This window comes from Streptomyces sp. PsTaAH-124 (genome assembly GCF_000373685.1).
In the GTDB taxonomy this organism is placed as follows: Bacteria; Actinomycetota; Actinomycetes; order Streptomycetales; family Streptomycetaceae; genus Streptomyces; species Streptomyces andamanensis.
In genome coordinates, this window is record NZ_KB892180.1 from 112,128 (window position 1) to 137,218 (window position 25,091).

Genomic DNA, 25,091 nt, shown 5'->3' on the forward strand with positions numbered 1-25,091 from the left:
GCTTGAGGCCCCCGGGACGGTTCGCCAGCCGCGATGGCATTCAATCACTTACCGGCAGGCGTGCACGACGCCTTGGCTCCATTGTCCGTCACGCCGGTGACAGACTCGGTGTCAATGGCCAAGAATCACCGATCCGATCGAACCCCGACGGACACCGCAACCCGCCTGACGCCGGGCGCGGTTCTGGACCGGCTCGCCTCCGGGCCGAGCCGGGCTGCGCGCATCACTCATACGGAGCACCTGCCCCCGCGAGCGGGTCGTCATGCCGTCTGGCCCGACCGGATTCGTCCGGAGGTCCTCGCCGCGGTCCGGGCCTGCGGGATCGAGCACCCCTGGGCCCACCAGGCACAGGCGGCTGAGCACGCCCTCGACGGCGACTCCGTCGTGGTCGCCACCGGCACGGCGTCCGGCAAGTCGCTGGCGTATCTGGTCCCCGTGCTGTCGGCGCTGCTGGAGGGCTCCGAGGCGCCGAACGGCCGCGGGGCCACCGCCCTCTATCTGGCCCCCACCAAGGCTCTCGCCGCCGACCAGTGCCGCGCGGTGCGGGAACTCGCCCGGCCGCTGGGCAGCGCCGTACGGGCCGCCGTGTACGACGGCGACACACCGGTCGAGGAACGCGAGTGGATCCGCCAGTACGGCAACTACGTGCTGACCAACCCCGACATGCTGCACCGCGGGATCCTGCCGTCCCACCCGCGCTGGTCCTCCTTCCTGCGGTCCCTGAAGTACGTCGTCATCGACGAGTGCCACACCTACCGCGGTGTCTTCGGCTCCCATGTCGCCCAGGTCCTGCGCCGTCTGCGCCGGCTCTGCGCGCGTTACGGCGCCTCGCCCGTCTTCCTGCTCGCCTCGGCCACGGCGGCGGAGCCCTCGGTGGCCGCCCGCCGCCTCACCGGCCTGCCCGTGGTGGAGGTCGCCGACGACGCCTCGCCCCGCGGTGAACTGGTGTTCGCCCTCTGGGAGCCCCCGCTCACCGAACTGTCGGGCGAGAAGGGCGCCCCGGTCCGCCGCACCGCCACCGCGGAGACCGCCGATCTGCTGACCGACCTCACCCTCCAGGGGGTGCGCTCGGTCGCTTTCGTGCGCTCCCGCCGCGGCGCCGAGCTGATCTCGGTCATCGCCCAGGAACGACTGGCGGAGGTCGACCGGTCCCTGGTCCGGCGCGTCGCCGCCTACCGGGGCGGCTACCTCCCCGAGGAGCGCCGCGCCCTGGAACGCGCCCTGCACTCCGGGGAGCTGCTGGGCCTCGCCGCCACGACCGCCCTCGAACTCGGCGTGGACGTCTCCGGCCTGGACGCCGTGGTCATCGCCGGGTATCCGGGCACCCGGGCCTCCCTGTGGCAGCAGGCGGGCCGGGCGGGCCGCGCCGGGCAGGGCGCCCTCGCGGTCCTGGTAGCCCGCGACGACCCGCTGGACACCTTCCTCGTCCACCATCCGGAGGCCCTGTTCGACCAGCCGGTCGAATCCACCGTCCTCGACCCCGACAACCCCTACGTGCTCGCCCCGCACCTGTGCGCCGCCGCCGCCGAGCTGCCGCTGACCGAGGAGGACGTGGAACTGTTCGGTCCGGCGTGCCCGGAGCTGCTGCCGCAGCTGGAGGCCGCGAAACTGCTGCGCCGCAGGGCCACGGCCTGGCACTGGACGCGCCGGGAGCGGGCCGCGGACCTCACCGACATCCGCGGCCAGGGCGGACGGCCGGTGCAGGTCGTCGAGGCCGGCACCGGACGGCTGCTCGGCACGGTCGACGAGGCCGCCGCGCACACGACCGTGCACGAGGGCGCCGTCCACCTGCACCAGGGCCGTACCTATCTGGTGCGCTCGCTCGACCTGGACGACTCGGTCGCCCTGGTGGAGGAGGCGAACCCGCCGTACACGACGGTCGCCCGGGACACGACGGCGATCTCCGTCCTGGAGACCGACGTCACCGTCCCCTGGGGAGACGGCCGCCTGTGCTACGGCTCCGTCGAGGTCACCAATCAGGTGGTCTCCTTCCTGCGCCGCCGGGTCATCACCGGCGAAGTGCTCGGCGAGACGAAACTCGACCTCCCGCCGCGCACGCTGCGCACCCGCGCCGTGTGGTGGACGGTCACCGAGGACCAGCTCGACGCGGCGCGGATCAACCCGGAGATCCTCGGCGGCGCCCTGCACGCCGCCGAGCACGCGTCGATCGGCATGCTGCCGCTCTTCGCCACCTGCGACCGCTGGGACATCGGCGGGGTCTCCGTCCCGCTGCACCCCGACACGCTCCTGCCGACGGTCTTCGTCTACGACGGCCATCCGGGCGGCGCGGGCTTCGCCGAGCGTGCCTTCCACACCGCCCGGGACTGGCTCGTCGCCACCCGCGAGGCCATCGCCTCCTGCGAGTGCGACGCCGGCTGCCCGTCCTGCATCCAGTCCCCCAAGTGCGGCAACGGCAACGACCCGCTCCACAAGCGCGGCGCCGTCCGGCTGCTCACGGTGCTGCTGAAGGGGGCGCCCGTACGGCCCGGAGAGGGACCCGGAGAGGGCTCCGGAGAAGGACCGCAAGGCTTCGCGGGACGTACGGAGGAAGCCGCGGGCCGGACGGACGGCGCGGAACGTTCGGAAGGCGCGGAAGGCGGAGACGGGGCGGGGGCGGTTCTCCGGGGCTGACCCCACCGACGGATCCGCCCGGTTCTCCCGGCTCCCCCGGCTCATCCGGCCCTGCTGACCCAGCTCCCCCGGCTGATCCGGCTGATCCGGCGGACCCGCCCTGGCCCGGACCTGTGCCGCGAACGGCCCGTGCCCCGAGGCCGCCGTGACATCCGAGACGTCGCCCACGAGCGCGCACCGGACGAGGCGGGCGCCCTGCGCCCGTGCCACCCGGTCGGCGCGGGCACAGGCCGCGGCACCACCCAGCGCCCAGTGGTCGGCGGCGGCCAGCGCCGCCAGGTCAGCCGCGCCGGCCGCGCGGTGCCGGACGACCACGGCCTGGCCCAGCGCGAGGCCGGTGCCGAACACCGCGCACAGCAGGGCGATCGCCCCGACGCTCCAGACGGTGGCGGAGCCCCGGTCGCGCTCGGCGAAGCGGCGCCTCATGAACCTGCCTCCTGCCCCGCGCGCACCGCCGCGCCGCTCGGCCCGGCCGCCCCTGGCCTCTCATCCGTCACGGCCGCCTCCTCCGCCTCGGCCACGGCCTCCTCCCTCAGCCGGAAGGGCAGCAGACCCAGCCCCGGAGGCGACGCGCTGACGACCACACGGACCTGCCCTGCCCGCCGGGACACCGTGACCTTCGCGCCGCGAGGCGCCGTCCGGCGGGTCACCAGGACCACCGCGCCGTCCGGGTCCTGACGGGCGGCCGCCCGCGCACCGACCCGTGCCGCGTCCACGCACTGGATCTGCGCGAGCACGACGAGCAGCCCCCACACCAGCGTGGTCACCACCAGCACCAGCACGGGCAGGACCATGGCGGCCTCCGCCGTCACGAACCCCCGGTCGCCACCGGGCACGCCGCGCCCGTCACGCGCGCCGCCCCGGCGGTGCTCACATCCGGGCACTGAGCGCCCGCTTCACGATGTTCTGGAGCTCCGTCTTGACCTGCCCGCTGGTCACCACCTCGTACAGCAGCACCGCGAACGCCACCGCCGCGATGATGCCCATCGCGTACTCGGACGTGACCATTCCGGTGTCCCTGCGCATACGGACCGCCAGGCCACGCAGCCGTGTCCATGCCGCCTTCGTGTTCATCTCAACCCCCGTGAGGTGTCGTTCCGTTGTCATTCGCATCGCTTGTCGCGTCAGTCGTATCGGTCATGTCGGTCATATCGGTCGTGTCGTCCCGGTGTTCGCCCTCTCAGCCGCCACCGCCTCTCCACACCCCGCCCGCGACGCCGATCACCACGGGCAGCACGCCGATGGCGACGAAGGCGGGCAGGAAGCACAGCCCCACCGGTGCGGTGACCAGCACGGCCGCACGCCGGGCGCGGGCGGTGGCCGTGCGCCCGCGGTCGGCGCGCAGATCGGCGGCCAGCCGAGCCGCCGGTACGGCGGCGGGGAACCCGGACTCGCCGGCCCGTTCCAGCAGCCGTGCGAGGGCTGCGGCGCCCGGTATCGCGGCGAGTCCGCGCCAGGCGTCGTCGGCGCCGCCGAGCCGCACCTCCGCGGCTCCCCGCGCCAGGACCTCACCGACCGGGCCTCCCAGGGCCTCGCCCACCGCCTGCGCGGCGATCACCGGACCGGCGCCGGCCGCAATGCAGGCGGCCAGCAGATCGGCGGCGAGCGGAAGCTGCCGGGCGGCCTCGGCCGCGTCGACCTCGGCCTCGGGCCGTGGCCGGATACCGGATCGCTGCTGCCACCACCACAGCCCCGCTCCACAGGCCAGCCCCGTCACGGCCCCCGCCGGTCCGCCGACGAGCATCCAAGCGGCGCCCGCGACAGCCACCGCCGGAACCCTCTGCCGTACGGAGGCCGGCGACACCGGGAGACGTCCGGCGGGCTTCGCCCCTGACGAGCCGTCCGCCGCCGGCGGCGGGTGCACCGCCGAGGAGCCCGCCAGCAGCGAGGCCGTGCGCCGCCGTACCCGCCGGACGCGGCGCACCGCCAGCAGCCGCCACACCGGCAGCCCCAGGGCGGCCGCCACCGCCGCCACCGTCCCCAGCCTGTGGACGACGTCCATGACGTCCGGCACGACGTCCGGCACGCCCGAGCCGTCCGCGTTCACGCCGCCTCCGCCCGTCGCACGATCCCCAGGGCCCACCACAGCCCCACGCCTTCCAGCACGCCCCCGACAAGCAGGCAGCCCATTCCGGCGCCGGTGTGCAGCAGCACGTGCAGCGGATCGGCGCCCATGGCCGTACCGAGCAGGAGGCCGAGGGCGGGCAGTCCGGCGAGCATCACCGCCGTCGCGCGGGCGCCCGCCAACTGGGCCCGCAGGTCGGCACGCTGGTCGCGCTCCGCGCGCAGCGCCGCTTCGAGCCGGTCGAGCCCTGCCGCCAGGCCCGCCCCCTGGTCGACGGCGACCCGCCAGCACGCGGCGAGGCCCCGCAGTCCCTCGGCGCCCGGTCGCCGGGCCGCGACGGAGAGCGCGCCGGGCACGTTCCCGCCGAATCGCGCTGCCGCCAGCACGGCCGCCTGGGAGTCCCCGAAGCCGCCCGCGTCCCGGACGGCGCACAGCAGGGCCTGGCCCGGCTGCCGCCCGGCCCGTACCTCCCCGGCGAGCGCCCCGCACAGGGCGATCACCGCGTCCGCACGCCGTTCCCGGGTCCGGCGGGCGGCCTGTGCCAGCCGGACCCTGCGCAGGACGGGCAGCCCGGCCGCCCCCGCGACGACCGGCAGCACGGAGCCGCCCAGCACGGCCAGCAGCAGTCCGGCGGCCGGTGCCCACCACTCGGCCCGCAGCCGTGCGCGCAGCCCGGCCAGTCCGTCGCGCAGCCGGGCCTCCAGCGCGGGCGGCGAAGGCACCGCTCCGCCACCGGCGAGCAGCAGACGGGCCCGCCGCGCCCCAGAGTGCCATCCGCCCAGCAGCCGGACGGCGGCCAGCACGCACACCAGGGCCGCCGCGACGTACACCGACTGCGGGAGGGCCGGCGGCACCAGCAGGCCGGCGGCCGCCTCGTCCAGCAGGCGCATCACTTGCTCCAGGACGCTCACCGCTCCCGCCCCCCGCTCACCGGACCGGCCGCGTCCCTCGCGCCGCCCTCGTCCGTGAGGTCCACCGGGCGGAGCAGCGCCCGCAGCCGCTCCCAGCCCGGTTCCTCCACGAAGGCGTCCGCGCCCCAGCGCAGCGCCGGGACCGTGCGCACCAGCCCGGACGCGTCCCGCTCCAGCACCCGCACCTCGGCGATGCGCCGCCGCCCGGAGCGGTCGCGCACCAGGTGGACCACCACCGACAGCGCGGCGGCCACCTGGCTGTGCAGGGCGGCCCGGTCCAGTCCCGCGGTGGTGCCCAGGGCCTCCAGACGGGCGGGGACGTCCGCCGCCGCGTTGGCGTGCACCGTCCCGCACCCGCCTTCGTGGCCCGTGTTCAGCGCGGCCAGCAGATGCACCACCTCGGCGCCGCGCACCTCACCCACCACCAGCCGGTCCGGCCGCATGCGCAGGGCCTGGCGGACCAGGTCCTCCAGGGTGACCAGGCCCGCTCCCTCCTGGTTGGCGGGTCGTGTCTCCAGGCGGACGACGTGCGGATGGTCGGGGCGCAGCTCCGCGGAGTCCTCGGCGAGCACGATGCGCTCGCCCGGCCCGACCAGGCCCAGCAACGCGCTGAGCAGTGTGGTCTTGCCGCTGCCGGTGCCGCCGCTGACGAGGAAGGACAGCCGGGCCTCGACGAGCGCCCGCAGCACGTGGTCCCCGCCCGGCGGGACCGTGCCCGCGGCGACGAGTTCACCGAGGGTGAAAGCGCGCGGCCGGACGACGCGCAGGGACAGGCAGGTGCAGCCGACGGCGACCGGGGGCAGCACCGCGTGCAGCCGGGTGCCGTCGGGCAGGCGGGCGTCGGCCCAGGGCCGGGCGTCGTCCAGGCGCCGCCCCGCCACGGCCGCCAGCCGCTGGGCCAGACGGCGTACGGCCGCCGCGTCGGAGAAGGCGACGGCGGCCCGCTCCAGTCCGCCTCCGCGGTCCACCCAGACCTCGTCGGGCGCCGACACCAGGACGTCGGTCACCGACGGGTCGGCGAGCAGCGGCTCCAGCGGACCGCTGCCGATCAGTTCGGAGCGCAGCCGCTCGGCCGCGCCGAGCACCTCCTCGTCACCGAGCACACGGCCCTGTTCACGCAGGGCCTGGGCCACGCGCGCGGGTGTCGGTTCGGCCCCGCTCTCGGCGAGCCACTGGCGTACGCCGTCCAGGAGCCGGGCGGACGTGCCCGGCGGTTCCGCTGCCCGGGGCACGCGCGGACCACCGGCCGCCGTGTACCGCCCGACCGCGTCCCACCTGTTCCCGTCCCGACCGTCTCCGTCCCGACCGTCTCCATTCCGGCCGTCTCCATCGCGGCCGTCCCCCTGCCGTCCGGTCGCGCCGGGCCCGGACGGAAGCCGCCACTGCTCGGCCGGGGCCCTCACGCGGCGCCCGCCTCGGTCAGGGCCCGCTCCCAGAAGCCGGTGCAGAACCGGGCCAGCGGGCCGCGCGCGGTCGCGCCGGGCGGCGTCCTGCCCTCGCCGGGGCGTCGCAGCCCGGACTCGACCGGCACCTCCCCCGCCAGCGGCAGTCCGAGCAGCCGGGCCACCTCGCAGTCGTCGAGCCCGGGTGCGTACGGGCCGCGTACCGCGACGCGCAGATCGCGCAGGACCATGCCGGCCACCGAGGCGACCCGGGCGGCGGCCGCGACGGCGCGCAGCTCGGCGGGGACCACGAGCAGTCCGACGTCGATCTGGGCCAGCGCCTCGGCGGCGCCCTCGTCGACCCGGCGGGGCAGGTCGACCACGACGGCCCCGCCGCCGCGCCGCGCCGCGGCCAGCACCGCACGGACGGCCTGCGGCGGGACGGCGACGCAGTCACCGCGGTCCCAGCTGAGCACGCGCAGCGAGTGCAGCCGGGGCAGGGACTCCTCCAGGGCACCGCCGCCGACCCGCCCGCGCGAGGTCGCGAAGGCGGGCCAGCGCAGCCCCTCGGCGGCCTCCCCGCCCAGCAGCACGTCGAGCCCGCCGCCCAGCGGATCGGCGTCCACGAGCAGGGTGCGCAGGCCCTCCCGCGCGGCGGTCACGGCGAGCGCGCAGGCGAGGGTGGAGGCACCGGCGCCGCCGCGGCCGCCGATGACACCGACGGTGAGCGCGGGACGGCCGACGCCCTCGGCGACATCGGCGATCCGGTCGACCAGCCACTGCTCGCCGTCGGGCAGCACCAGCACATGGTCGGCGCCGATCTCGACGGCGCGTCGCCAGATGCCGGAGTCGTCCTGGTCTCGGCCGACCAGCACGACGCCCCGTCTGCGCGGGGTGGCGCGCACCCGCGGTGCGGCGTCGTCACCGACCAGCACCAGTGGCGCGGCCTCCCAGCCGCCCCGGTGCTCGGGCACGCCGTGGTGCACCTCGGGGGTGGCGCCGGCCGCCGCGCACAGGCGCAGCAGGTCGTCGAGGAGGTCGGCGTCCTCGGTGATGATCAGTGGGCCGCTCCGGGGCCCTCCGGTGCCGGACGGCGGATCGTGGGTGACGGTGACGGCCATGGGCCGCTCCCCCTTCGCTGCGTCGTGCGCGCGGCTCGTCGCCCCGCGTGATTCCGGACAGATGAAGAACCGGCGAGCGGTCCGCATATGAGCGGCCGCCGGAAACCGGCGTGGACGGCCGACAGAAACCGGCCAGACGCGCCCGACAAACGGAACCGGCCATGAACTCCGCCGCGAGCGGTGCGCGCAGGAATCACGGTGCAGCGATCCGGAAATTGATGTGGATCTTGGTCGAAATCTGTGGACAACTCAGTGCCTGTGAAAATGGCGGTCACCCAAACCGGTGACCCCCGCACCGACTCCCGTACGACTTCCGCAGCGCAGCCCAACAACTACGCACAGTCACGGATCATGAGGAGTATCGAGAGAGCCGCGCGAGGGCCCGCCGGGGCCACAAGGCCGCACCGGACGGGCAGGGAGTGGGAGAAAACCCCTCCGGACATGCGACGACCCCCGCCGGGGGGGAGAGCGGGGGTCGTCTCCACGGCCGACTCGGGGGGGGAGGAGTCGGACCGGGTTAGCACGGTCGCGAACGATCCGTGACTTCCATGGTGTACCCGAGAGCCCTCTCAGGCAAACCCACACGCCAAGCTTACGCCGAATGGGCTGCCCCTATGCTCGACCTTGTGGAAAACCACTCCTTGCCCCGCACAGCGGCGTTCTTTGATCTGGACAAGACGGTCATTGCGAAGTCGAGCACGCTCACCTTCAGCAAGTCGTTCTACCAAGGCGGACTGATCAACCGCAGGGCTGTGCTGCGTACCGCATACGCCCAGTTCGTCTTCCTCGCCGGAGGCGCCGACCACGACCAGATGGAGCGCATGCGCGAGTACCTGTCCGCGCTCTGCCGCGGCTGGAACGTACGACAGGTCAAGGAGATCGTCGCCGAGACGCTGCACGATCTGATCGACCCGATCATCTACGACGAGGCCGCCTCCCTCATCGAGGAGCACCACAGCGCCGGACGGGACGTCGTCATCGTCTCCACCTCGGGCGCCGAGGTGGTCGAGCCGATCGGCGAACTGCTCGGTGCCGACCGGGTGGTGGCCACCCGGATGGTGGTGGGCGACGACGGGTGCTTCACCGGCGAGGTGGAGTACTACGCGTACGGGCCGACGAAGGCGGAGGCGGTCCGCGAGCTGGCCGTGTCCGAGGGGTACGACCTCGCCCGGTGCTACGCCTACAGCGACTCGGTCACCGATGTGCCGATGCTGGAGGCGGTCGGCCATCCGCACGCCGTCAACCCCGACCGGGCCCTGCGCCGCGAGGCCGTCGCGCGCGAGTGGCCGGTCCTCGACTTCCACCGCCCGGTGCGGCTCAAGCGGCGGCTGCGCACGCTCTCCGTGCCCCCGCGCCCGGCCCTGGTCGCGATGGCGGCCGTGGGAGCGGCGGCGGCCACGGCGGGGCTCGTCTGGTACGCGAGCCGACGGCGCGCCCTGGCCTGAGCGGCTGCCGGGGCAGCGGAGCACGGCCGGACGGCGTCCCTTTGTGACCCGTTTGGGACGGAAAGTAAAGAAGTGTGGACAGGGGTTCCGCTTGTCACCCGGGTGCAGTACAAAGGACTCAACGGCCCGCGAGACCTGAGGACATCCGAAAGGATCACCTTTTCAACGCATTCGGCCCCACGGACCGAGCATGAACACCGGGCACCCACGCGACGTCGACCCGTCGATTACGGGCCAGCCGCACCAGGTGACGGGCAAAGTCCCCGGCCTGATGGGCGACATATCGAGGACGCTTGGTAACGCGGTGCTCATGCCAGCGGCGGTACGACATGTCGTACCGCCGCGACCCTTGTCCCGCCGCTGTCCGTCCCTGGCCCCACCCTTGCCGGACCGCCGTCCGGCTATGCCGCTCCACGCTGGAGCGCCTCGCACACCGCCGTGGACTCCCGCGCGCCCAGCCCGACCGCCCCGGCGCAGTGGGCGATCCAGGCCGCCATGCCCTCCGGGGTCCCCGAGACATAGCCGTCGAGGGCGGCCCGGTAGGCCGCGCGGCCCAGTTCGGCGTGGCCCACCTCGGCCGGGCAGACCGACTTCGGGTCCAGGCCGCTGCCGACCAGGACGATACGTTCAGCGGTGCGGGCGATCAGGCCGTTGTGGGAGACGAAGGGGCGCAGCGCCAGGATCTCGCCGTGCACCACGGCCGCCGTCACCAGCGCCGGTGCGGAACTGCCCGCGACGACCAGTTCGGACAGCCCCTCCAATCGGCCGGAGACCTCCGACGCGCCGGGCAGCGCCAGCTCGATCAGCGGCTCGTCGACGCCCTCGCCCTCCTGGCGCGGTCGGCCGACGGAGTCCTCCGTGCCCGCGGCGGCTACCAGGTGCAGCCGGGCCAGCACCCTGAGCGGCGACTGCCGCCAGACGGACAGCAGTTGTCCGGCCTCGGCCGTCAGCCGCAGCGCGGCCCCCAGGACGCGCGCCTCGTCGTCACCACTGAAGTCGGTGCGCCGACGCACCTCCTCCAGGGACCAGTCCGCCCCCGACAGCGCCCCGGAGCCGCGCGCGCCGCGCAGCGCCGCCTCGGAGGTGACGGCGTTGCTCCGGCGCCGCATGATCCGGTGCCCGTAGACCCGGTCCACGGCCTTGCGCACGGATTCCACGGACTCGGCCACCCCGGGCAGGGACCCCAGGGTCGCGAGCGGATCAGCGGTCGCGCCTGTCGTACTCATGCGTCCGACCCTACGCACCCGGTCCTCCCCTGCCTCGAAGGAGTGGTCTTCTTCACGCAAGCTGCCACGTACAGCTATCGCGGCACTACGCTTGGTGAACATGAAAATTGCTTTCGTCGGGAAGGGCGGCAGCGGCAAGACCACGCTGTCGTCCCTCTTCATCCGCCATCTCGCGGCGACCGGCGCGCCCGTCGTCGCGGTCGACGCCGACATCAACCAGCATCTGGGAGCGGCACTGGGCCTGGAGGAGGCCCGCGCGGCGGAACTGCCCGCGATGGGCGACCGGCTGCCGCTGATCAAGGACTATCTGCGCGGCAGCAACCCGCGCATCGCCTCCGCCGAGACGATGATCAAGACCACGCCGCCCGGCGAGGGCTCGCGGCTGCTGCGCGTCGCCGAGAACAACCCGCTCTACGACGCCTGCGCGCGGCCGGTGGAACTCGACGGCGGCGCCGTTCGCCTCATGGTCACCGGCCCCTTCACCGACGCCGACCTGGGGGTCGCCTGCTACCACTCCAAGACGGGCGCGGTGGAGCTGTATCTGAACCACCTGGTGGACGGCCGCGACGAGTACGTCGTGGTGGACATGACGGCCGGTTCGGACTCGTTCGCGTCCGGCATGTTCACCCGCTTCGACATCACGTTCCTGGTCGCCGAGCCGACCCGCAAGGGCGTCTCCGTCTACCGGCAGTACAAGGAGTACGCCCGGGACTTCGGCGTCGTCCTGAGGGTCGTCGGCAACAAGGTGCAGGGGCCGGACGACCTCGACTTCCTGCGCTCCGAGGTCGGCGACGACCTGCTCGTCACCGTCGGGCAGTCCGACTGGGTGCGCGCCATGGAGAAGGGCCGGCCGCCCCGCTTCGAGCTGGTGGAGGACGCCAACCGCCGCGCCCTGCGCACCCTCCAGGTGGCCGCCGACGCCACGTACGAGCTGCGTGACTGGGAGCGCTACACCCAGCAGATGGCGCACTTCCACCTGAAGAACGCCACCTCCTGGGGCAACGAGCGCACCGGGGCCGATCTCGCGGCCCAGATCGACCCCGGTTTCGTGCTCGGCGAGGGCGTCACCGCCTCCGCCTGACGGGCGCTACGGCTTGGGCGCCCCGGGTACTCCCTTGGGCGCCGGAGCCGGACGGGCCGACAGGAAGGACGCCCAGCCCTGCTTGGGCGCCTCGCCCACCTCCAGGCCGCGCAGCTTGGCCAGGGTCTGCGGGTCCTGCGCGTCCAGCCAGTCGGCCAGTTGGTGGAAGGAGACGCAGCGCACGTCGGGCTTGTTGCACACCTCCTTCACGACGTCCTCGACGGCGCGCATGTAGGTGCCGCCGTTCCACGACTCGAAGTGGTTGCCGATGACCAGCGGCGCCCGGTTCCCGTCGTAGGCCCGGTTGAAGCCCTGGAGCAGGCCGTCGCGCATCTGGTTGCCCCAGTAGTCGAACTTGTCGGGGTCGCCCTGGGTCTGCGTGCCCGACTGGTTGACCATGAAGTTGTAGTCCATGGTCAGTTGCTCGAAGGTGTGGCCGGGGAAGGGCACCAGCTGCATCGACAGATCCCACAGCCCGTCCTTCTTCTTGGGCCACAGCTGGTTGTTGACGCCACTGCTGTCGTAGCGGAAGCCCAGCTGGCTCGCCGCCTTCATGAAGTTCTTCTGGCCCTCCAGGCAGGGGGTGCGGGCGCCGATCAGCTCCTTGTCGTAGTCGAAGGGCAGCGCGGGCACGTTCTTCAGCCCGCTGTTGGACTTCCAGGTCTTCACGAACTGCTTGGCCTGGCCGATCTCGCTCTTCCATTCGTCGACCGACCACTGGCCGGCCCCGCCGTCGGGGCCGCAGAAGTGGCCGTTGAAGTGGGTGCCGATCTCATTGCCCTCCAGCCACGCCAGGCGTGCCTGCTCGGCCGTGTCCGCGATGCCCTGGGCGTCGTTGAAGCCGATCTCCGAACTGCCCTGCGCGTGCTGCGGCGGCCGGTACAGATCACGCTTCTCCTCCGGCAGCATGTACACACCGCTGAGGAAGAACGTCATGTTGGCGTGGTTGTCCTTGGCCACCTTGCGGAAGTGGGAGAACAGCTTCTGACTGTCCTCGCCCGCGCCGTCCCAGGAGAAGACGACGAACTGGGGAGGCTTCTCACCGGCCTTCAGCCGTTGCGGCTTGGGCAGGTGCGGCTGGGCTCCGGTGTACGAGGTCGACCCGTCGCCGATGAGACGGACGGCGCTCCCGGGCGCCTGCGCGGCCTTGGGTGCGCCGTGCGCGCCCTCGCGCCGGGGTACGTCGCTGCCACTCGCACAACCGGCGAGCGCCGAGGCACAGGCCACGGCGGCGACGACGCTCGCGGCGATCCTCTGGTTGGCGGCCATGTTCCGCCCACCTTCTTCCTTCTCTCGTCCTACGCCGAGACGGCGTGTGCTGGTGCTGTGCCGGCCGTGCCGACAGCGCCGTCAAGGTCGCACGAAGGCGAGAAGGAATTAGTACGACAAGCCGATAAAAAGCCCACTTCACCCTTCAAGGTGATTCACTGCCCCATTTGCACAGAAAAGCTGTGCTGGAACTTTACGTTGCATTACTTTTGCTTTACCAAGCGTTGCATTCGCCTTCTCCCAGAGGAGAGCCGAGCCATGCCTGCCCGCACCCCCTCGCCCACCGGCACCGCGCGCACCCGCCGCGCACACCCGCCCCACAGCCCGCCACCGCGCCGACGCCTTCCCCGCGTCGCGGGCGCCGACCTGTCGGCCGCCGTCGCGGTCTTCCTGATCGCCCTGCCGCTCTCCCTCGGCATCGCCCTCGCCACCGGCGCCCCGCTCCAGGCCGGCCTCGTGGCCGCCGCCGTGGGCGGGCTGGTCGCCGGCCGCCTCGGCGGCTCCCCCTTGCAGGTCAGCGGCCCGGCCGCCGGGCTCACCGTCGTCACCGCCGACCTGATCCACCGCTACGGATGGCGCACCACCTGCGCCATCACCGTCCTCGCCGGTCTCCTCCAGCTCGCCCTGGGCTGCCTCCGGGTGGCCCGCGCCGCGCTCGCCGTCAGCCCCGCCGTCGTGCACGGCATGCTCGCCGGCATCGGCCTCACCATCGCCGTGGCCCAACTGCACATCGTCCTCGGCGGCAGCCCGCAGAGTTCCGTGCCCGACAACCTGCGCGCGCTGCCCTCCCAACTGGCAGGCGCCGATCCCGCCGCGCTCGCCGTCGGCGCGCTCACCCTGGCCCTGCTGCTGTCCTGGCCCCGGCTCCCCGGCCGGGCGGGACGCCTGCTGCGCCCGGTGCCCGCCCCGCTGGTCGCCGTCACCGGGGCCACTGCCGTCGCCTCCCTGTGCGGACTGATACTGCCCAGGGTCGACCTGCCCTCCTGGCGCAGCCACGCCCTGGCCGGGCTGCCCGACGGGCCGGTCCTCGGCCTGGTGGCGGCCGTGCTCAGCACCACTCTGGTGTGCAGCGTGCAGTCGCTGCTCGGCGCCGTCGCCGTGGACAGACTGGCCGCCGGCCGACCGGGTCCCCCCGTCCCCGCCGCCCGCTCCGACCTCGACCGGGAGCTGCTCGGCCAGGGCGCGGCGAACGTCGTCTCGGGCGCCCTCGGCGGGCTGCCCGTCGCCGGGGTCGCCGTCCGCAGCTCGGCGAACGTACGCGCGGGCGCCGTCAGCCGGGACGCCACGATGCTGCACGGCGCACTCGTCGTGGCCGCCGCGCTGCTGCTCGTCCCGGTCCTGGAGTTCATCCCGCTGGCCGCGCTCGCCGCCCTGGTGATGGCCGTCGGCGTCCAGATGGTCTCCCTGCACCACATCCGTACGGTGACCCGCCACCGCGAAGTGCCCGTGTACGCCGTGACCGCCCTCGGGGTGGTGGCCCTCGGCGTCCTCCAGGGCGTGGCCCTCGGTGTCGCCACCGCCGTCGCCGTCGCCCTGCACCGCCTGGCCCGCACCCGCATCACGCACGACGAGAGGAAGGGCGTGCATCACGTACGCGTCCGGGGCCAGCTGACGTTCCTCGCGGTGCCGCGGCTCAGCCGGGTCCTGCACCGGGTGCCCCGGGGCGCGGTCTCCGTCGTCGAGCTGGACGGCTCCTTCATGGACCACGCGGCCTACGAGTCGCTCCAGGACTGGCAGCGCGCCCACACCGCGCAGGGCGGTTCCGTCCGGCTCACCGGACGCCGCAGAGCGGTCCGGGTCGGTGAGCCGACCGGTCCGGACGGCGCCGCGTGCCGCTGTCGGCCCTGGACGCCCTGGCGCAACCACCAGTGCCCCGCCCCCGGCATCCGCTCCGAGGTACGTCCCACGCCGGGCGCTCCATCGCGCGCGGCCGGGTCCCCCGGCCCCAGCGGTGAGCAACTGGCCCGTGGCATCGGCGTGTTCCAGCGCACCACAGCGCCGCATGTGCGCGACGAACTGGCACGGCTGGCCAGAGAAGGGCAGCAGCCGTCCCACCTCTTCCTCACCTGCGCCGACTCCCGCCTGGTCACCTCGATGATCACCGCCAGCGGCCCCGGCGACCTGTTCGTCGTGCGCAACGTGGGCAACCTCGTCCCGCTCCCCGGCCAGGAGCGCGGCGACGACTCGGTGGCCGCCGGGATCGAGTACGCGGTGGACGTGCTCGGGGTGCGCTCCCTCACGGTGTGCGGCCACTCCGGGTGCGGGGCGATGCAGGCCCTCCTCGGCTCACGGCCCGGCACCGGGGACGGCGGGACGTCCCTCGGGCGGTGGCTGCGGCACGGGGCACCGAGCCTGGAGCGGCTGCGCGCCACGGACGGCACCGTCCCGCTGCTGGCCGGCCGGATGCCCGCCGACGAGACCGAGCGGCTGAGCCTGGCCAATGTCGTCCAGCAACTGGAGCACCTGCGCGCCCACGACTCGGTGGCACGGGCGCTGCGCGCGGGCACGCTGGAGCTGCACGGGATGTACTTCCAGGTGGCCGAGGCCCAGGCGTACCTGCTCACGGACCCTGCCGGAGACAGAGACGGCGGCGCGGTCTTCGTCCCCGTGGCGGCGGAGGAGGCGGCAGAGGCGGCGGCGCAGGCAGCACCGGCGGCCGGGACGGCGGGACCGCCGGGCGCCCCGGCGGGACCGGACGCCCCGCGGCCGACGGAGTCGGTGAAAGACCTGCCCAGCGCGGTGTGATCCGGGCGCCCGGCGACACGCATGCCCCCGGGCATGGTCTCCCCGGCCCCCGGGGGCCATGCTGAAGCCGGGCGACACCCGTCACCCGCCGCAGGAGCTGTGCGAACACTCCACAACAGGTCTAAACCAATTACCGGTCGGCCCTTGTCATCCGGCCCCCGGGTCTGATGAGCTGTGGCCTGGGACACAACGGACACCCTGGGAAAGGGAGATGTCGTGAGCAACGAAAGCCTGGCCAACCTCTTGAAGGAGGAGCGACGCTTCGCGCCGCCCGCTGACCTGGCCGCGAACGCCAACGTCACGGCCGAGGCGTACGAACAGGCCAAGGCTGACAGGCTCGGCTTCTGGGCCGAGCAGGCCCGCCGGCTGACCTGGGCCAAGGAGCCGACCGAGACCCTCGACTGGTCGAACCCGCCGTTCGCCAAGTGGTTCAAGGACGGCACACTGAACGTCGCGTACAACTGCGTGGACCGGCATGTCGAGGCCGGCAACGGCGACCGGGTCGCGATCCACTTCGAGGGCGAGCCCGGCGACAGCCGCGCCATCACCTACGCCGAGCTCAAGGACGAGGTGTCCAGGGCGGCCAACGCCCTGCTGGAACTCGGCGTCCAGAAGGGCGACCGGGTCGCGATCTACATGCCGATGATCCCGGAGACGGCCGTCGCGATGCTGGCCTGCGCCCGCATCGGCGCGGCGCACTCCGTGGTCTTCGGCGGCTTCTCCTCGGACGCGCTCGCCACCCGCATCCAGGACGCCGACGCCAAGGTCGTCATCACGGCCGACGGCGGTTACCGGCGCGGCAAGCCGTCCGCGCTCAAGCCGGCCGTCGACGAGGCCGTCGGCCGCGCCACGGGCGTACGCAATGTGCTCGTGGTCCGCCGCACCGGCCAGGACGTCGCCTGGGACGACAGCCGGGACCTGTGGTGGCACGACGTGGTCGGGCGCCAGTCGGCCGAGCACACCCCGGAGGCGTTCGAGGCCGAGCACCCGCTGTTCATCCTCTACACCTCGGGCACCACCGGGAAGCCCAAGGGCATCCTGCACACCTCCGGCGGCTACCTCACGCAGGTCGCCTACACGCACTGGGCCGTCTTCGACCTGAAGCCGGAGACCGACGTGTACTGGTGCACCGCCGACGTCGGCTGGGTCACCGGCCACTCCTACATCGTGTACGGCCCGCTGGCCAACGGCGGGACGCAGGTCATGTACGAGGGCACGCCGGACACCCCGCACCAGGGCCGCTTCTGGGAGATCGTGCAGAAGTACGGGGTCACGATCCTGTACACGGCGCCGACGGCGATCCGCACGTTCATGAAGTGGGGCGACGACATCCCCGCGAAGTTCGACCTGTCCTCCCTGCGGGTGCTCGGCTCGGTCGGTGAGCCGATCAACCCGGAGGCGTGGATCTGGTACCGCAAGAACATCGGCGCGGACCGCACCCCGGTCGTCGACACCTGGTGGCAGACGGAGACCGGCGGCATCATGATCTCCCCGCTGCCGGGCGTGACCGACGCCAAGCCCGGCTCCGCCCAGCGCGCGCTGCCCGGCATCAGCGCGACCGTCGTCGACGACGAGGCGAACGAGGTGCCCGACGGCGGCGGCGGCTACCTGGTGCTCACCGAGCCGTGGCCGTCGATGCTGCGCACCATCTGGGGCGACGACCAGCGGTTCATCGACACCTACTGGTCACGCTTCGAAGGCCGCTACTTCGCCGGTGACGGTGCCAAGAAGGACGACGACGGCGACATCTGGCTGCTCGGCCGGGTCGACGACGTGATGCTGGTCTCCGGCCACAACATCTCCACCACCGAGGTGGAGTCCGCGCTGGTCTCGCACCCCTCGGTCGCCGAGGCGGCCGTGGTCGGCGCGGCGGACGAGACCACCGGGCAGGCGATCGTGGCCTTCGTGATCCTGCGCGGTTCGGCCGCCGAGAGCGACGACCTGGTCACCGAGCTGCGCAACCACGTCGGCAGCACGCTCGGGCCGATCGCCAAGCCCAAGCGGATCCTGCCGGTGGCGGAGCTGCCGAAGACCCGGTCCGGCAAGATCATGCGCCGTCTGCTGCGGGACGTGGCGGAGAACCGGCAGCTCGGAGACGTCACGACGCTGACGGACTCCACGGTCATGGACTTCATCCAGGCGAAGCTGCCGGCGGCGTCCAGCGAGGACTGACCCCGGCCCGCGAGGGCGCCGCCCGCAGGGACACCGCGTCCCCGGACCCGGGATCCCCGGACCCGCATCCGAGGTCCCCGGACCCGCGTCCGGGGCACCGCCCTCGCAGGCCACCGCATCCGGGGGCACCCGGCGCAGCTGACGCCGGGCGCCCCCGGATGCGTAGACTGGTCGGAGCTACAACGCAACAAGATCCTCAGGTGCGCCGGGAAGTCTGGTCGGCATGTGCTCAGCGCTGCCCACCGACCGGAGGTTCCCGTGGTCACCGACCGCCCCCGCACCCCTCGCGCCCCCCGCAAGACCTTCGGGCGCCTGTCCCTGCCGGAGCGGAACTTCGTCGCGGACGCGCTGCGCACCGAGACGGTCGGCGGTGTCCTGCTGCTGCTCGCCGCGATCGCCGCGCTGGTGTGGGCGAACATCCCGGCACTGCATGCGAGCTACGAGCGCGTCAGCCACCTCCACCTCGGCCCCGCCGCCCTCGGCCTCGACCTGTCCGTCGCGCACTGGGCCGCCGACGGGCTCCTCGCGGTCTTCTTCTTCGTCGCCGGCATCGAACTCAAGCGGGAACTGGTCGCCGGCGACCTGAAGGACCCCAGGGCCGCGGTGCTGCCGGTGGTCGCGGCGCTGTGCGGCATGGCGGCCCCCGCCGCCGTCTACGCCCTCACCAACCTCGCCGGTGGCGGCTCGTTCGGCGGCTGGGCGGTGCCGACCGCCACCGACATCGCCTTCGCGCTGGCCGTGCTCGCGGTCATCGGCACCTCGCTGCCCAGCGCCCTGCGCGCCTTCCTGCTCACCCTCGCGGTCGTCGACGACCTCTTCGCCATCCTGATCATCGCGGTCTTCTTCACCGACAACCTGAATTTCGCCGCCCTCGGCGGAGCCTTCGCGGGCCTGGCCGTCTTCTGGCTGCTGCTGCGCAAGGGCGTGCGTGGCTGGTACGTGTACGTACCGCTCGCCCTGGTCATCTGGGCGCTGATGTACAACAGCGGCGTGCACGCCACCATCGCGGGCGTCGCGATGGGCCTGATGCTGCGCTGCTCGACCCGGGAGGGCGAGAAGCACTCGCCGGGCGAGCACATCGAGCATCTCGTCCGGCCGCTGTCGGCGGGCCTGGCCGTGCCGCTGTTCGCGCTGTTCAGCGCGGGTGTGTCCGTCTCCGGCGGGGCCCTGGCCGATGTGTTCACCCGGCCCGAGACGCTCGGTGTCGTGCTCGGTCTGGTCGTCGGCAAGACCGTCGGCATCTTCGGCGGCACCTGGCTCACCACCCGGTTCACCCGGGCCTCGCTCAGCGACGACCTGGCCTGGGCCGATGTCTTCGCGCTCGCCACCCTGGCCGGGATCGGCTTCACCGTCTCCCTGCTCATCGGCGAGCTGGCCTTCGACGGCGACGCCACGCTGACCGACGAGGTCAAGGCCGCGGTCCTCACCGGCTCGGTGATCGCCGCGCTGATCGCGACGGTGCTGCTCAAGATCCGTAACGCCAAGTACCGCCGGATGTGCGCGGACGAGGAGCGCGACGACGACCTCGACGGTATCCCCGACGTGTACGAGGAGGGCGACCCCGCGTACCACCTCCGGATGGCGGCCATCCTCGAACGCAAGGCCGCCGAACACCGCGCCGTCGCCGCCCGCCAGGAGGCCGAACGGGCAGCACGGAGTGCGGAAGTGCAGGGCGGGGCAGGCGAGCAGAACGACAGTCCGGCATGATCTGACGGGACGGTACAAAAACCCGGCCGTTCCCGGAACGCAGGGTCAGGCAGAAGAGGGAGACCGCGATGAGCGCACCCGACGGCAGCCCGGTCGGCGCCGAACGCAGCATCGGCCAGCTGGTCGCCGCGGCGACGGCGGAGATGTCCGCGCTGGTGCACGACGAGATCGCGTTGGCGAAGGCGCAGCTGAAGAAGGACGTCACCCGCGGCGGGATCGCCGGCGCGCTGACCACGGCAGCCGGGGCCATGCTGCTGTTCTCGCTGCCGATGCTCAACTTCGCGCTCGCGTACGGCATCCGCACCTGGAGCGGCGGCTGGAACCTCGGCTGGTGCTTCCTGCTCTCCTTCGCGGCCAACGTCCTGATCGCGCTTCTCCTGCTGCTGGTCGGCCTCGTCTTCTTCAAGAAGGCCAAGAAGGGCAAGGGCCCCCAGAAGGTCGCCGCCTCCATGAAGCAGACCGCCGGAGTGCTCCAGAACGCCAAGCCGCACCCGCGTCCGCAGCTCCCCGCGCTGGAGGACCGGGCACCGCAGGCCATCGAGGCTGTGGCACGCTCGTCCTCATGACGGACCCCGCCACTCCTTCGGCGCAACCGACCTCGGTCGTACGGACCGACGTGCCCGGCGCCCGGAAGGTGACGCACCGGGACGTCGCCGCCAACGGCGCGCGTTTCCACATCGCCGAGACGGGCGACGGACCGCTGGTGCTGCTGCTGCACGGGTTTCCGCAGTTCTGGTGGACCTGGCGGCACCAGCTCACCGCGCTCGCCGACGCGGGTTTCAGGGCCGTGGCGATGGACCTGCGCGGCGTCGGCGGCAGCGACCGCACCCCGCGCGGCTACGACCCCGCCAACCTCGCCCTCGACGTCACCGGCGTGATCCGCTCCCTGGGCGAGCCGGACGCGGCCCTGGTCGGCCACGACCTGGGCGGCTATCTGGCGTGGACGGCGGCGGCGATGCGCCCCAAGCTGGTCCGGCGGCTCGCGGTCTCCTCGATGCCGCACCCCCGCCGCTGGCGCTCGTCGATGCTCTCCGACGCCCGGCAGACCGCGGCGAGTTCCTACATCTGGGGCTTCCAGCGCCCGTGGGTCCCCGAGCGGCAGCTCACCGCCGACGACGGTGCGCTGGTGGCGCGGCTGATCCGGGACTGGTCGGGCCCGCGGCTGCCGGACGACGAGGCGCTGGAGACGTACCGCAGGGCGATGTGCATCCCCTCCACGGCGCACTGCTCCGTGGAGCCGTACCGCTGGCTGGTGCGCTCCCTGGCCCGGCCGGACGGCATCCAGTTCTACCGCCGGATGAAGCGCCCGGTGCTCGTGCCGACCCTGCATCTGCACGGTTCCCTCGACCCGGTGCAGCGCACCCGCAGCGCGGCCGGTTCCGGGGAATACGTCGAGGCGCCCTACCGCTGGCGCCTGTTCGACGGTCTCGGGCACTTCCCGCACGAGGAGGACCCGGTGGCCTTCTCGACCGAACTGGTCAACTGGCTGAAGGATCCCGAACCGGACCGGTGAGGTCCTCGGGGACCGGACCGGCGGCACCCCCGCGAGGGCGGTCCGTGACGGCGCCGTCGCGCCCGGTATCCGGACGTGGACGCCTGTCCGTCGAACGGCCAATTGCCCCGCGCATAGGCCAAATCGAGGGCGCCCGGGAGGTTATCGACCTTCGGACGGGGGCAGACGTCGGGGTATGGGCTGGACGCACGACTACAGTGACGTAGCACGCACCCGCCGTTCGGCGAGCGGTCCGGGCTCCCTTCACCGGGAAGCCCCGCAACTGACGGGCACGGACCCCCGGGTCGGCATTCCGCGCATCCTGCGCCGCCGGGCCCGCTGGGTCTCGGTACGCCTGCGGCATCCCCGCGGCTGATCCCGCACCGGCCGGACCGCCTCCCCTTCGGGGCGTGGTCCGGCCGTCCTCACCTCACATCGCGCAGCGGTCGGTGTCCACCTGCTGCACGGCAGTGCGCCCCTTGACGATGTCCTGCTCGATCTCACCGGCCGTGAGCGCGTAGCCGGTCTCGGCGTCGTCGAGGGACTTCGCGAACACCACGCCGTAGACCTCGCCGTCCGTGGTGAGCAGCGGGCCGCCGGAGTTGCCCTGGCGGACCGTCGCGTACAGCGAGTAGACGTCGCGGCGGACGGTGCCGCGGTGGTAGATGTCCGGGCCGTTGGCCGTGATGCGCCCGCGCACGCGCGCGGAGCGCACGTCGTACGCGCCGTTCTCCGGGAAGCCGGCGACGATCGCGCTGTCCTTGCTGTGCGCGACCGAGTCGGAGAAGCGCAGCACGGGCGCCTTCAGGTCCGGCACGTCGAGCACGGCGATGTCGCGGTGCCAGTCGTAGAGCACGACCTTGGCGTCGTACTTCCGGCCCTCGCCGCCTATCTGGACGGTGGGTTCGTCGACGCCGCCGACGACATGGGCGTTGGTCATGACGCGGCGGGGGCCGAAGACGAACCCGCTGCCCTCCAGCACCTTGCCGCAACTGCTCGCGGTGCCGACGACCTTGACCACCGACCGCTTGGCGCTGCGGGCGACCGCGCTGTCGCGCAGCGCCGGGTCCGGAGGCTGTACGTCGGTGATGGGCTCGTCGGTGAACGGGCTGAAGACCTGCGGGAAGCCGTTCTGCGCGAGGACCGAGGTGAAGTCCGCGAACCAGGTGTCCGCCTGCTGGGGCATCACCCGGGAGACGCCGAGCAGCACCTGCGAGGTGCGGACCTCCTTGCCGAGCGTCGGTATCGTCGTGCCGCCCAGGGCCGAGCCGATCAGCCAGGCGACCAGCAACATCGCGAGGACGTTGACCATGGCGCCGCCGGTCGCGTCCAGCGCGCGGGCCGGGGACCAGGTGATGTGCACGCGCAGCTTGTTGCCGAGGTGGGTGGTGAGGGCCTGGCCGACCGAGGCGCAGATGATCACGACGATCACCGCGACCACGGCCGCGGTCGTACTGACCGGTGTGTGGTCGGTCAGGGCGTCCCAGATCACCGGGAGCGCGTACACGGCGACCAGTCCGCCGCCCAGGAAGCCGATCACCGACAGGATGCCGACGACGAATCCCTGGCGGTATCCGACGACCGCGAACCACACGGCGGCGACCAGCAGCAGGATGTCCAGCACGTTCACCGCGTCGAGCCTCGCCTCATCGTCTTCCGGTCACCACAGGTCGGCCGGGGCCCGGCCCGCCGCCGCGCGGCGAGGGAACACATCGTTCCGGAAGGCTCCGGCCCGAACGGCACGGGGCCCACCCTGTCATGACCGCCAGTCGAGCGGGACCTGCTTCTCGCGGTCCCAGGGCGTCTCCCAGCCCGCGTAGTGCAGCAGCCGGTCGATGATTCCGGCCGTGAAGCCCCACACGAGGGCCGATTCGACCAGGAATGCCGGGCCTCGGTGACCGCTGGGGTGCACGGCCGTGGCGCGGTTGCCGGGGTTGGTGAGATCCGCCACGGGGACCGTGAAGACCCGGGCGGTCTCCGCCGGATCGACGACGGCCACCGGGCTGGGCGCGCGCCACCAGCCGAGCACGGGCGTCACGACGAACCCGCTGACCGGGATGTAGAGCCGGGGCAGCACACCGAACAACTGGACGCCGTCCGGGTCGAGTCCGGTCTCCTCCTCGGCCTCGCGCAGCGCGGCCCGCAGCGGGCCGTCGCCCTGCGGGTCGCCGTCCTCGGGATCGAGCGCCCCGCCCGGGAAGGACGGCTGCCCGGCGTGCGAACGCAGCGAACTCGCCCGCTCCATGAGCAGCAGTTCGGGCCCGCGGGCGCCCTCGCCGAACAGGACGAGGACGGCGGACTGGCGTCCCGCGCCGTCCTCCGGCGGCAGGAAGCGGCTCAGCTGGACGGGCTGGACCGTCCCGACGACCCGCACGACGGGGTCCAGCCACTCGGGCAGCCCGTCCGTGCTCAGCGCCACCGGGCCGCCCGGCACCCGGCCGGCCGGGTCCTCCTCGCCGGTCCGGTCCGTCCGGATCCCGTGCGCCGTCTCGCCCGCCCGCGTCATCGCCACCCCCGTCCCCGGTCCGTCCGGGTCCTTGCGTCCGTGCCTGAGCCTGTACGTGTACTTGTACGTGTCCGTGCGCCCGTGCCCGCGCGGTCCGCACCCGCGCGGTCCGCGCCCGAGGGGTCCGTACCCGAGCCGCCGGTCCGGCCGGTCCTCTTTCCCGTCCTCGTCCCGGTGGCCGTCGCCGTCGTCCTGCCCGGTCCAACGCGCGGGGGCCCCGAGATCGTTCCGCGCCGGGCGCGGCGGCCTGTGCGGCCGGGCCGGTCGGCTGCCGTCATCCGGCCGCCAGTGGCGGTGCCGGTTTGCCGCCCGCGTCCAGGTAGGACTGCGGCGGCTTGAGGCGCTGGCCGGGAAAGCCGCCCTTCTCGTACTTCAGCAGCTTCTTCGCCTTCTCCGGGTCGGTCTCGCCCTCCCCGTACGCCGGACAGAGCGGAGCGATCGGGCAGGCCCCGCAGGCGGGCTTGCGGGCGTGGCAGATACGGCGGCCGTGGAAGATCACATGATGCGAGAGCATCGTCCACTCGCTCTTGGGGAAGAGCGCGCCGACGGCCGCCTCGATCTTGTCCGGCTCGGTCTCCTCGGTCCACTGCCAGCGCCGCACCAGCCGCTGGAAGTGGGTGTCCACGGTGATGCCCGGCCGCCCGAAGGCGTTGCCGAGGACGACGAAGGCGGTCTTGCGGCCGACACCGGGCAGCTTCACCAGGTCCTCGAGACGGCCCGGTACCTCGCCGCCGAACTCCTCCGCCAGGGCCTTGGAAAGACCCATGACCGACCTGGTCTTCGCACGGAAGAAGCCGGTGGGCCTGAGGATGCCCTCGACCTCCTCCGGATCGGCGGCGGCCAGGTCCTCGGGGGTCGGGTACTTCGCGAACAGCGCCGGTGTCGTCTGATTGACCCGCAGGTCGGTGGTCTGCGCCGACAGGACGGTGGCGACCAGGAGCTGGAAGGGGTTCTCGAAGTCCAGCTCGGGGTGGGCGTACGGATACACCTCGGCCAGCTCGCGGTCGATGCGGCGGGCCCGGCGGACCAGAGCGGTGCGCGACTCGTTCTTCCGCGGCTTCGCGGCGACCGTCTGCACGGACGACGCCTTCCGCACGGCGGCGGTGGCCTTCTCCGGGGCGACCGCCACCTTCTTCGGGGGCACGGCCTTCTTCACGGTGGCCGCCTTCTTCGCGGGCTTCTCCGGCTTCCCGGGCTTCCCGGGCTTCTCGGAGGTCTTCTTGGCCGCTCTTGTCACAGGGGTCCTCTTTGCCGGTTTCATCGCTTTGCTGCCGCCGTCGGGCGCCTGTTCGCCCACAGCGGAATCCTGTCGTGCAGCCACCCGCCCAGCCCCCTCGG

20 protein-coding genes and 1 pseudogene are annotated in these 25,091 nt (G+C 73.1%); 9 read left to right on the forward strand and 12 right to left on the reverse strand.

Translation table 11 applies throughout. The features are described 5' to 3' along the window. Nucleotides 1-33 precede the first annotated feature (33 nt). Nucleotides 34-2,631 carry a DEAD/DEAH box helicase gene (locus B086_RS40600; RefSeq protein WP_234029350.1) on the forward strand — a complete coding sequence of 866 codons (2,598 nt, stop codon included), beginning with the start codon at nt 34-36 and terminating at the stop codon, nt 2,629-2,631. A gap of 84 nt (nt 2,632-2,715) precedes the next feature. Here B086_RS40600 and B086_RS43065 read toward each other — a convergent pair. The 7 genes and pseudogenes from B086_RS43065 to ssd all read right to left on the reverse strand — a co-directional run. Continuing rightward, nucleotides 2,716-3,057 (reverse strand): annotated as a pseudogene (locus B086_RS43065) (Rv3654c family TadE-like protein); the annotation flags it as partial. Next, nucleotides 3,054-3,515: a TadE family type IV pilus minor pilin gene (locus tag B086_RS0123705; protein ID WP_018568923.1), complete on the reverse strand. Its 462-nt coding sequence runs from the start codon at nt 3,513-3,515 to the stop codon at nt 3,054-3,056. The gene B086_RS0123705 and the pseudogene B086_RS43065, both read right to left, overlap by 4 nt. Beyond that, the gene (locus B086_RS43070; RefSeq protein WP_078510009.1) at nt 3,502-3,705 is read right to left on the reverse strand and encodes a DUF4244 domain-containing protein; all 204 of its coding nucleotides are present in this window, start codon (nt 3,703-3,705) and stop codon (nt 3,502-3,504) included. Before B086_RS43070 ends, B086_RS0123705 begins: the two co-directional genes overlap by 14 nt. 106 nt (nt 3,706-3,811) lie before the next feature. Further along, nucleotides 3,812-4,633, reverse strand: a complete 822-nt coding sequence (locus B086_RS0123715; protein ID WP_037873841.1) for a type II secretion system F family protein — start codon at nt 4,631-4,633, stop codon at nt 3,812-3,814. Between the two features lie 41 nt (nt 4,634-4,674). Next, nucleotides 4,675-5,586, reverse strand: coding sequence for a type II secretion system F family protein (locus B086_RS0123720; protein WP_018568926.1), 912 nt, complete (start codon nt 5,584-5,586; stop codon nt 4,675-4,677). A gap of 17 nt (nt 5,587-5,603) precedes the next feature. Beyond that, entirely contained in the window at nt 5,604-6,839 is a 1,236-nt protein-coding gene (locus B086_RS0123725; protein WP_018568927.1) for a TadA family conjugal transfer-associated ATPase, read from the reverse strand. 167 nt (nt 6,840-7,006) lie between these two features. Continuing rightward, a complete protein-coding gene (ssd, locus tag B086_RS0123730) occupies nt 7,007-8,110 on the reverse strand; it encodes a septum site-determining protein Ssd (RefSeq protein WP_018568928.1) in 1,104 nt (367 codons plus the stop codon). 614 nt (nt 8,111-8,724) lie between these two features. Between ssd and B086_RS0123735 the strand changes: the two genes are divergently transcribed. Next, nucleotides 8,725-9,555: an HAD family hydrolase gene (locus B086_RS0123735; protein WP_078531172.1), complete on the forward strand. Its 831-nt coding sequence runs from the start codon at nt 8,725-8,727 to the stop codon at nt 9,553-9,555. Between the two features lie 401 nt (nt 9,556-9,956). Here the strand turns inward: B086_RS0123735 and B086_RS0123740 are convergent, their stop codons facing one another. Continuing rightward, the gene (locus B086_RS0123740) at nt 9,957-10,781 is read right to left on the reverse strand and encodes a Fic family protein (protein ID WP_026252706.1); all 825 of its coding nucleotides are present in this window, start codon (nt 10,779-10,781) and stop codon (nt 9,957-9,959) included. A 100-nt stretch (nt 10,782-10,881) separates the two neighbouring features. Here B086_RS0123740 and B086_RS0123745 point away from each other — a divergent pair, with 100 nt between their 5' ends. After that, the gene (locus B086_RS0123745; RefSeq protein ID WP_018568931.1) at nt 10,882-11,862 is read left to right on the forward strand and encodes an ATP-binding protein; all 981 of its coding nucleotides are present in this window, start codon (nt 10,882-10,884) and stop codon (nt 11,860-11,862) included. 6 nt (nt 11,863-11,868) lie between these two features. On the opposite strand, the gene B086_RS0123750 is transcribed toward B086_RS0123745, so the two are convergent. After that, entirely contained in the window at nt 11,869-13,131 is a 1,263-nt protein-coding gene (locus B086_RS0123750; RefSeq protein ID WP_018568932.1) for a hypothetical protein, read from the reverse strand. A gap of 258 nt (nt 13,132-13,389) precedes the next feature. Here B086_RS0123750 and B086_RS40605 point away from each other — a divergent pair, with 258 nt between their 5' ends. From B086_RS40605 to B086_RS45595, 6 genes are all read left to right on the forward strand, one after another. After that, the gene (locus B086_RS40605) at nt 13,390-15,876 is read left to right on the forward strand and encodes a bifunctional SulP family inorganic anion transporter/carbonic anhydrase (RefSeq protein ID WP_018568933.1); all 2,487 of its coding nucleotides are present in this window, start codon (nt 13,390-13,392) and stop codon (nt 15,874-15,876) included. A 216-nt stretch (nt 15,877-16,092) separates the two neighbouring features. Next, the gene (acs, locus tag B086_RS0123760) at nt 16,093-18,048 is read left to right on the forward strand and encodes an acetate--CoA ligase (protein ID WP_018568934.1); all 1,956 of its coding nucleotides are present in this window, start codon (nt 16,093-16,095) and stop codon (nt 18,046-18,048) included. A gap of 258 nt (nt 18,049-18,306) precedes the next feature. After that, on the forward strand, nt 18,307-19,755 hold the full coding sequence (gene nhaA / locus B086_RS0123765) for a Na+/H+ antiporter NhaA (protein ID WP_018568935.1): 1,449 nt from the start codon (nt 18,307-18,309) through the stop codon (nt 19,753-19,755). A 68-nt stretch (nt 19,756-19,823) separates the two neighbouring features. Continuing rightward, a complete protein-coding gene (locus B086_RS0123770; RefSeq protein ID WP_018568936.1) occupies nt 19,824-20,321 on the forward strand; it encodes a phage holin family protein in 498 nt (165 codons plus the stop codon). Continuing rightward, nucleotides 20,318-21,268, forward strand: coding sequence for an alpha/beta fold hydrolase (locus tag B086_RS0123775; RefSeq protein ID WP_026252708.1), 951 nt, complete (start codon nt 20,318-20,320; stop codon nt 21,266-21,268). Before B086_RS0123770 ends, B086_RS0123775 begins: the two co-directional genes overlap by 4 nt. 175 nt (nt 21,269-21,443) lie before the next feature. Continuing rightward, on the forward strand, nt 21,444-21,623 hold the full coding sequence (locus B086_RS45595; protein WP_078510012.1) for a hypothetical protein: 180 nt from the start codon (nt 21,444-21,446) through the stop codon (nt 21,621-21,623). A gap of 54 nt (nt 21,624-21,677) precedes the next feature. Here B086_RS45595 and B086_RS0123780 read toward each other — a convergent pair whose 3' ends face one another. From B086_RS0123780 to nth, 3 genes are all read right to left on the reverse strand, one after another. Next, nucleotides 21,678-22,877 (reverse strand): MarP family serine protease, encoded by a 1,200-nt coding sequence (locus tag B086_RS0123780; RefSeq protein WP_018568938.1) that lies wholly within the window; start codon nt 22,875-22,877, stop codon nt 21,678-21,680. Between the two features lie 126 nt (nt 22,878-23,003). Continuing rightward, on the reverse strand, nt 23,004-23,753 hold the full coding sequence (locus B086_RS0123785; RefSeq protein ID WP_018568939.1) for an NUDIX hydrolase: 750 nt from the start codon (nt 23,751-23,753) through the stop codon (nt 23,004-23,006). Between the two features lie 274 nt (nt 23,754-24,027). Next, nucleotides 24,028-24,990, reverse strand: a complete 963-nt coding sequence (gene nth / locus B086_RS0123790; RefSeq protein ID WP_018568940.1) for an endonuclease III — start codon at nt 24,988-24,990, stop codon at nt 24,028-24,030. Between the last annotated feature and the right edge of the window lie 101 nt (nt 24,991-25,091).

Excerpts from the sequence above, each read along its gene's own strand:
- B086_RS40600 (WP_234029350.1), top strand. The coding sequence starts at position 34 with ATGGCATTCAATCACTTACCGGCAGGCGTGCACGACGCCTTGGCTCCA.
- B086_RS43070 (WP_078510009.1), bottom strand. The coding sequence starts at position 3,705 with ATGAACACGAAGGCGGCATGGACACGGCTGCGTGGCCTGGCGGTCCGT.
- B086_RS0123715 (WP_037873841.1), bottom strand. The coding sequence starts at position 4,633 with ATGGACGTCGTCCACAGGCTGGGGACGGTGGCGGCGGTGGCGGCCGCC.
- B086_RS0123720 (WP_018568926.1), bottom strand. The coding sequence starts at position 5,586 with ATGCGCCTGCTGGACGAGGCGGCCGCCGGCCTGCTGGTGCCGCCGGCC.
- ssd (WP_018568928.1), bottom strand. The coding sequence starts at position 8,110 with ATGGCCGTCACCGTCACCCACGATCCGCCGTCCGGCACCGGAGGGCCC.
- B086_RS0123735 (WP_078531172.1), top strand. The coding sequence starts at position 8,725 with ATGCTCGACCTTGTGGAAAACCACTCCTTGCCCCGCACAGCGGCGTTC.
- B086_RS0123740 (WP_026252706.1), bottom strand. The coding sequence starts at position 10,781 with ATGAGTACGACAGGCGCGACCGCTGATCCGCTCGCGACCCTGGGGTCC.
- B086_RS0123745 (WP_018568931.1), top strand. The coding sequence starts at position 10,882 with ATGAAAATTGCTTTCGTCGGGAAGGGCGGCAGCGGCAAGACCACGCTG.
- B086_RS0123750 (WP_018568932.1), bottom strand. The coding sequence starts at position 13,131 with ATGGCCGCCAACCAGAGGATCGCCGCGAGCGTCGTCGCCGCCGTGGCC.
- B086_RS40605 (WP_018568933.1), top strand. The coding sequence starts at position 13,390 with ATGCCTGCCCGCACCCCCTCGCCCACCGGCACCGCGCGCACCCGCCGC.
- B086_RS0123770 (WP_018568936.1), top strand. The coding sequence starts at position 19,824 with ATGAGCGCACCCGACGGCAGCCCGGTCGGCGCCGAACGCAGCATCGGC.
- B086_RS0123775 (WP_026252708.1), top strand. The coding sequence starts at position 20,318 with ATGACGGACCCCGCCACTCCTTCGGCGCAACCGACCTCGGTCGTACGG.
- B086_RS45595 (WP_078510012.1), top strand. The coding sequence starts at position 21,444 with ATGGGCTGGACGCACGACTACAGTGACGTAGCACGCACCCGCCGTTCG.
- B086_RS0123785 (WP_018568939.1), bottom strand. The coding sequence starts at position 23,753 with ATGACGCGGGCGGGCGAGACGGCGCACGGGATCCGGACGGACCGGACC.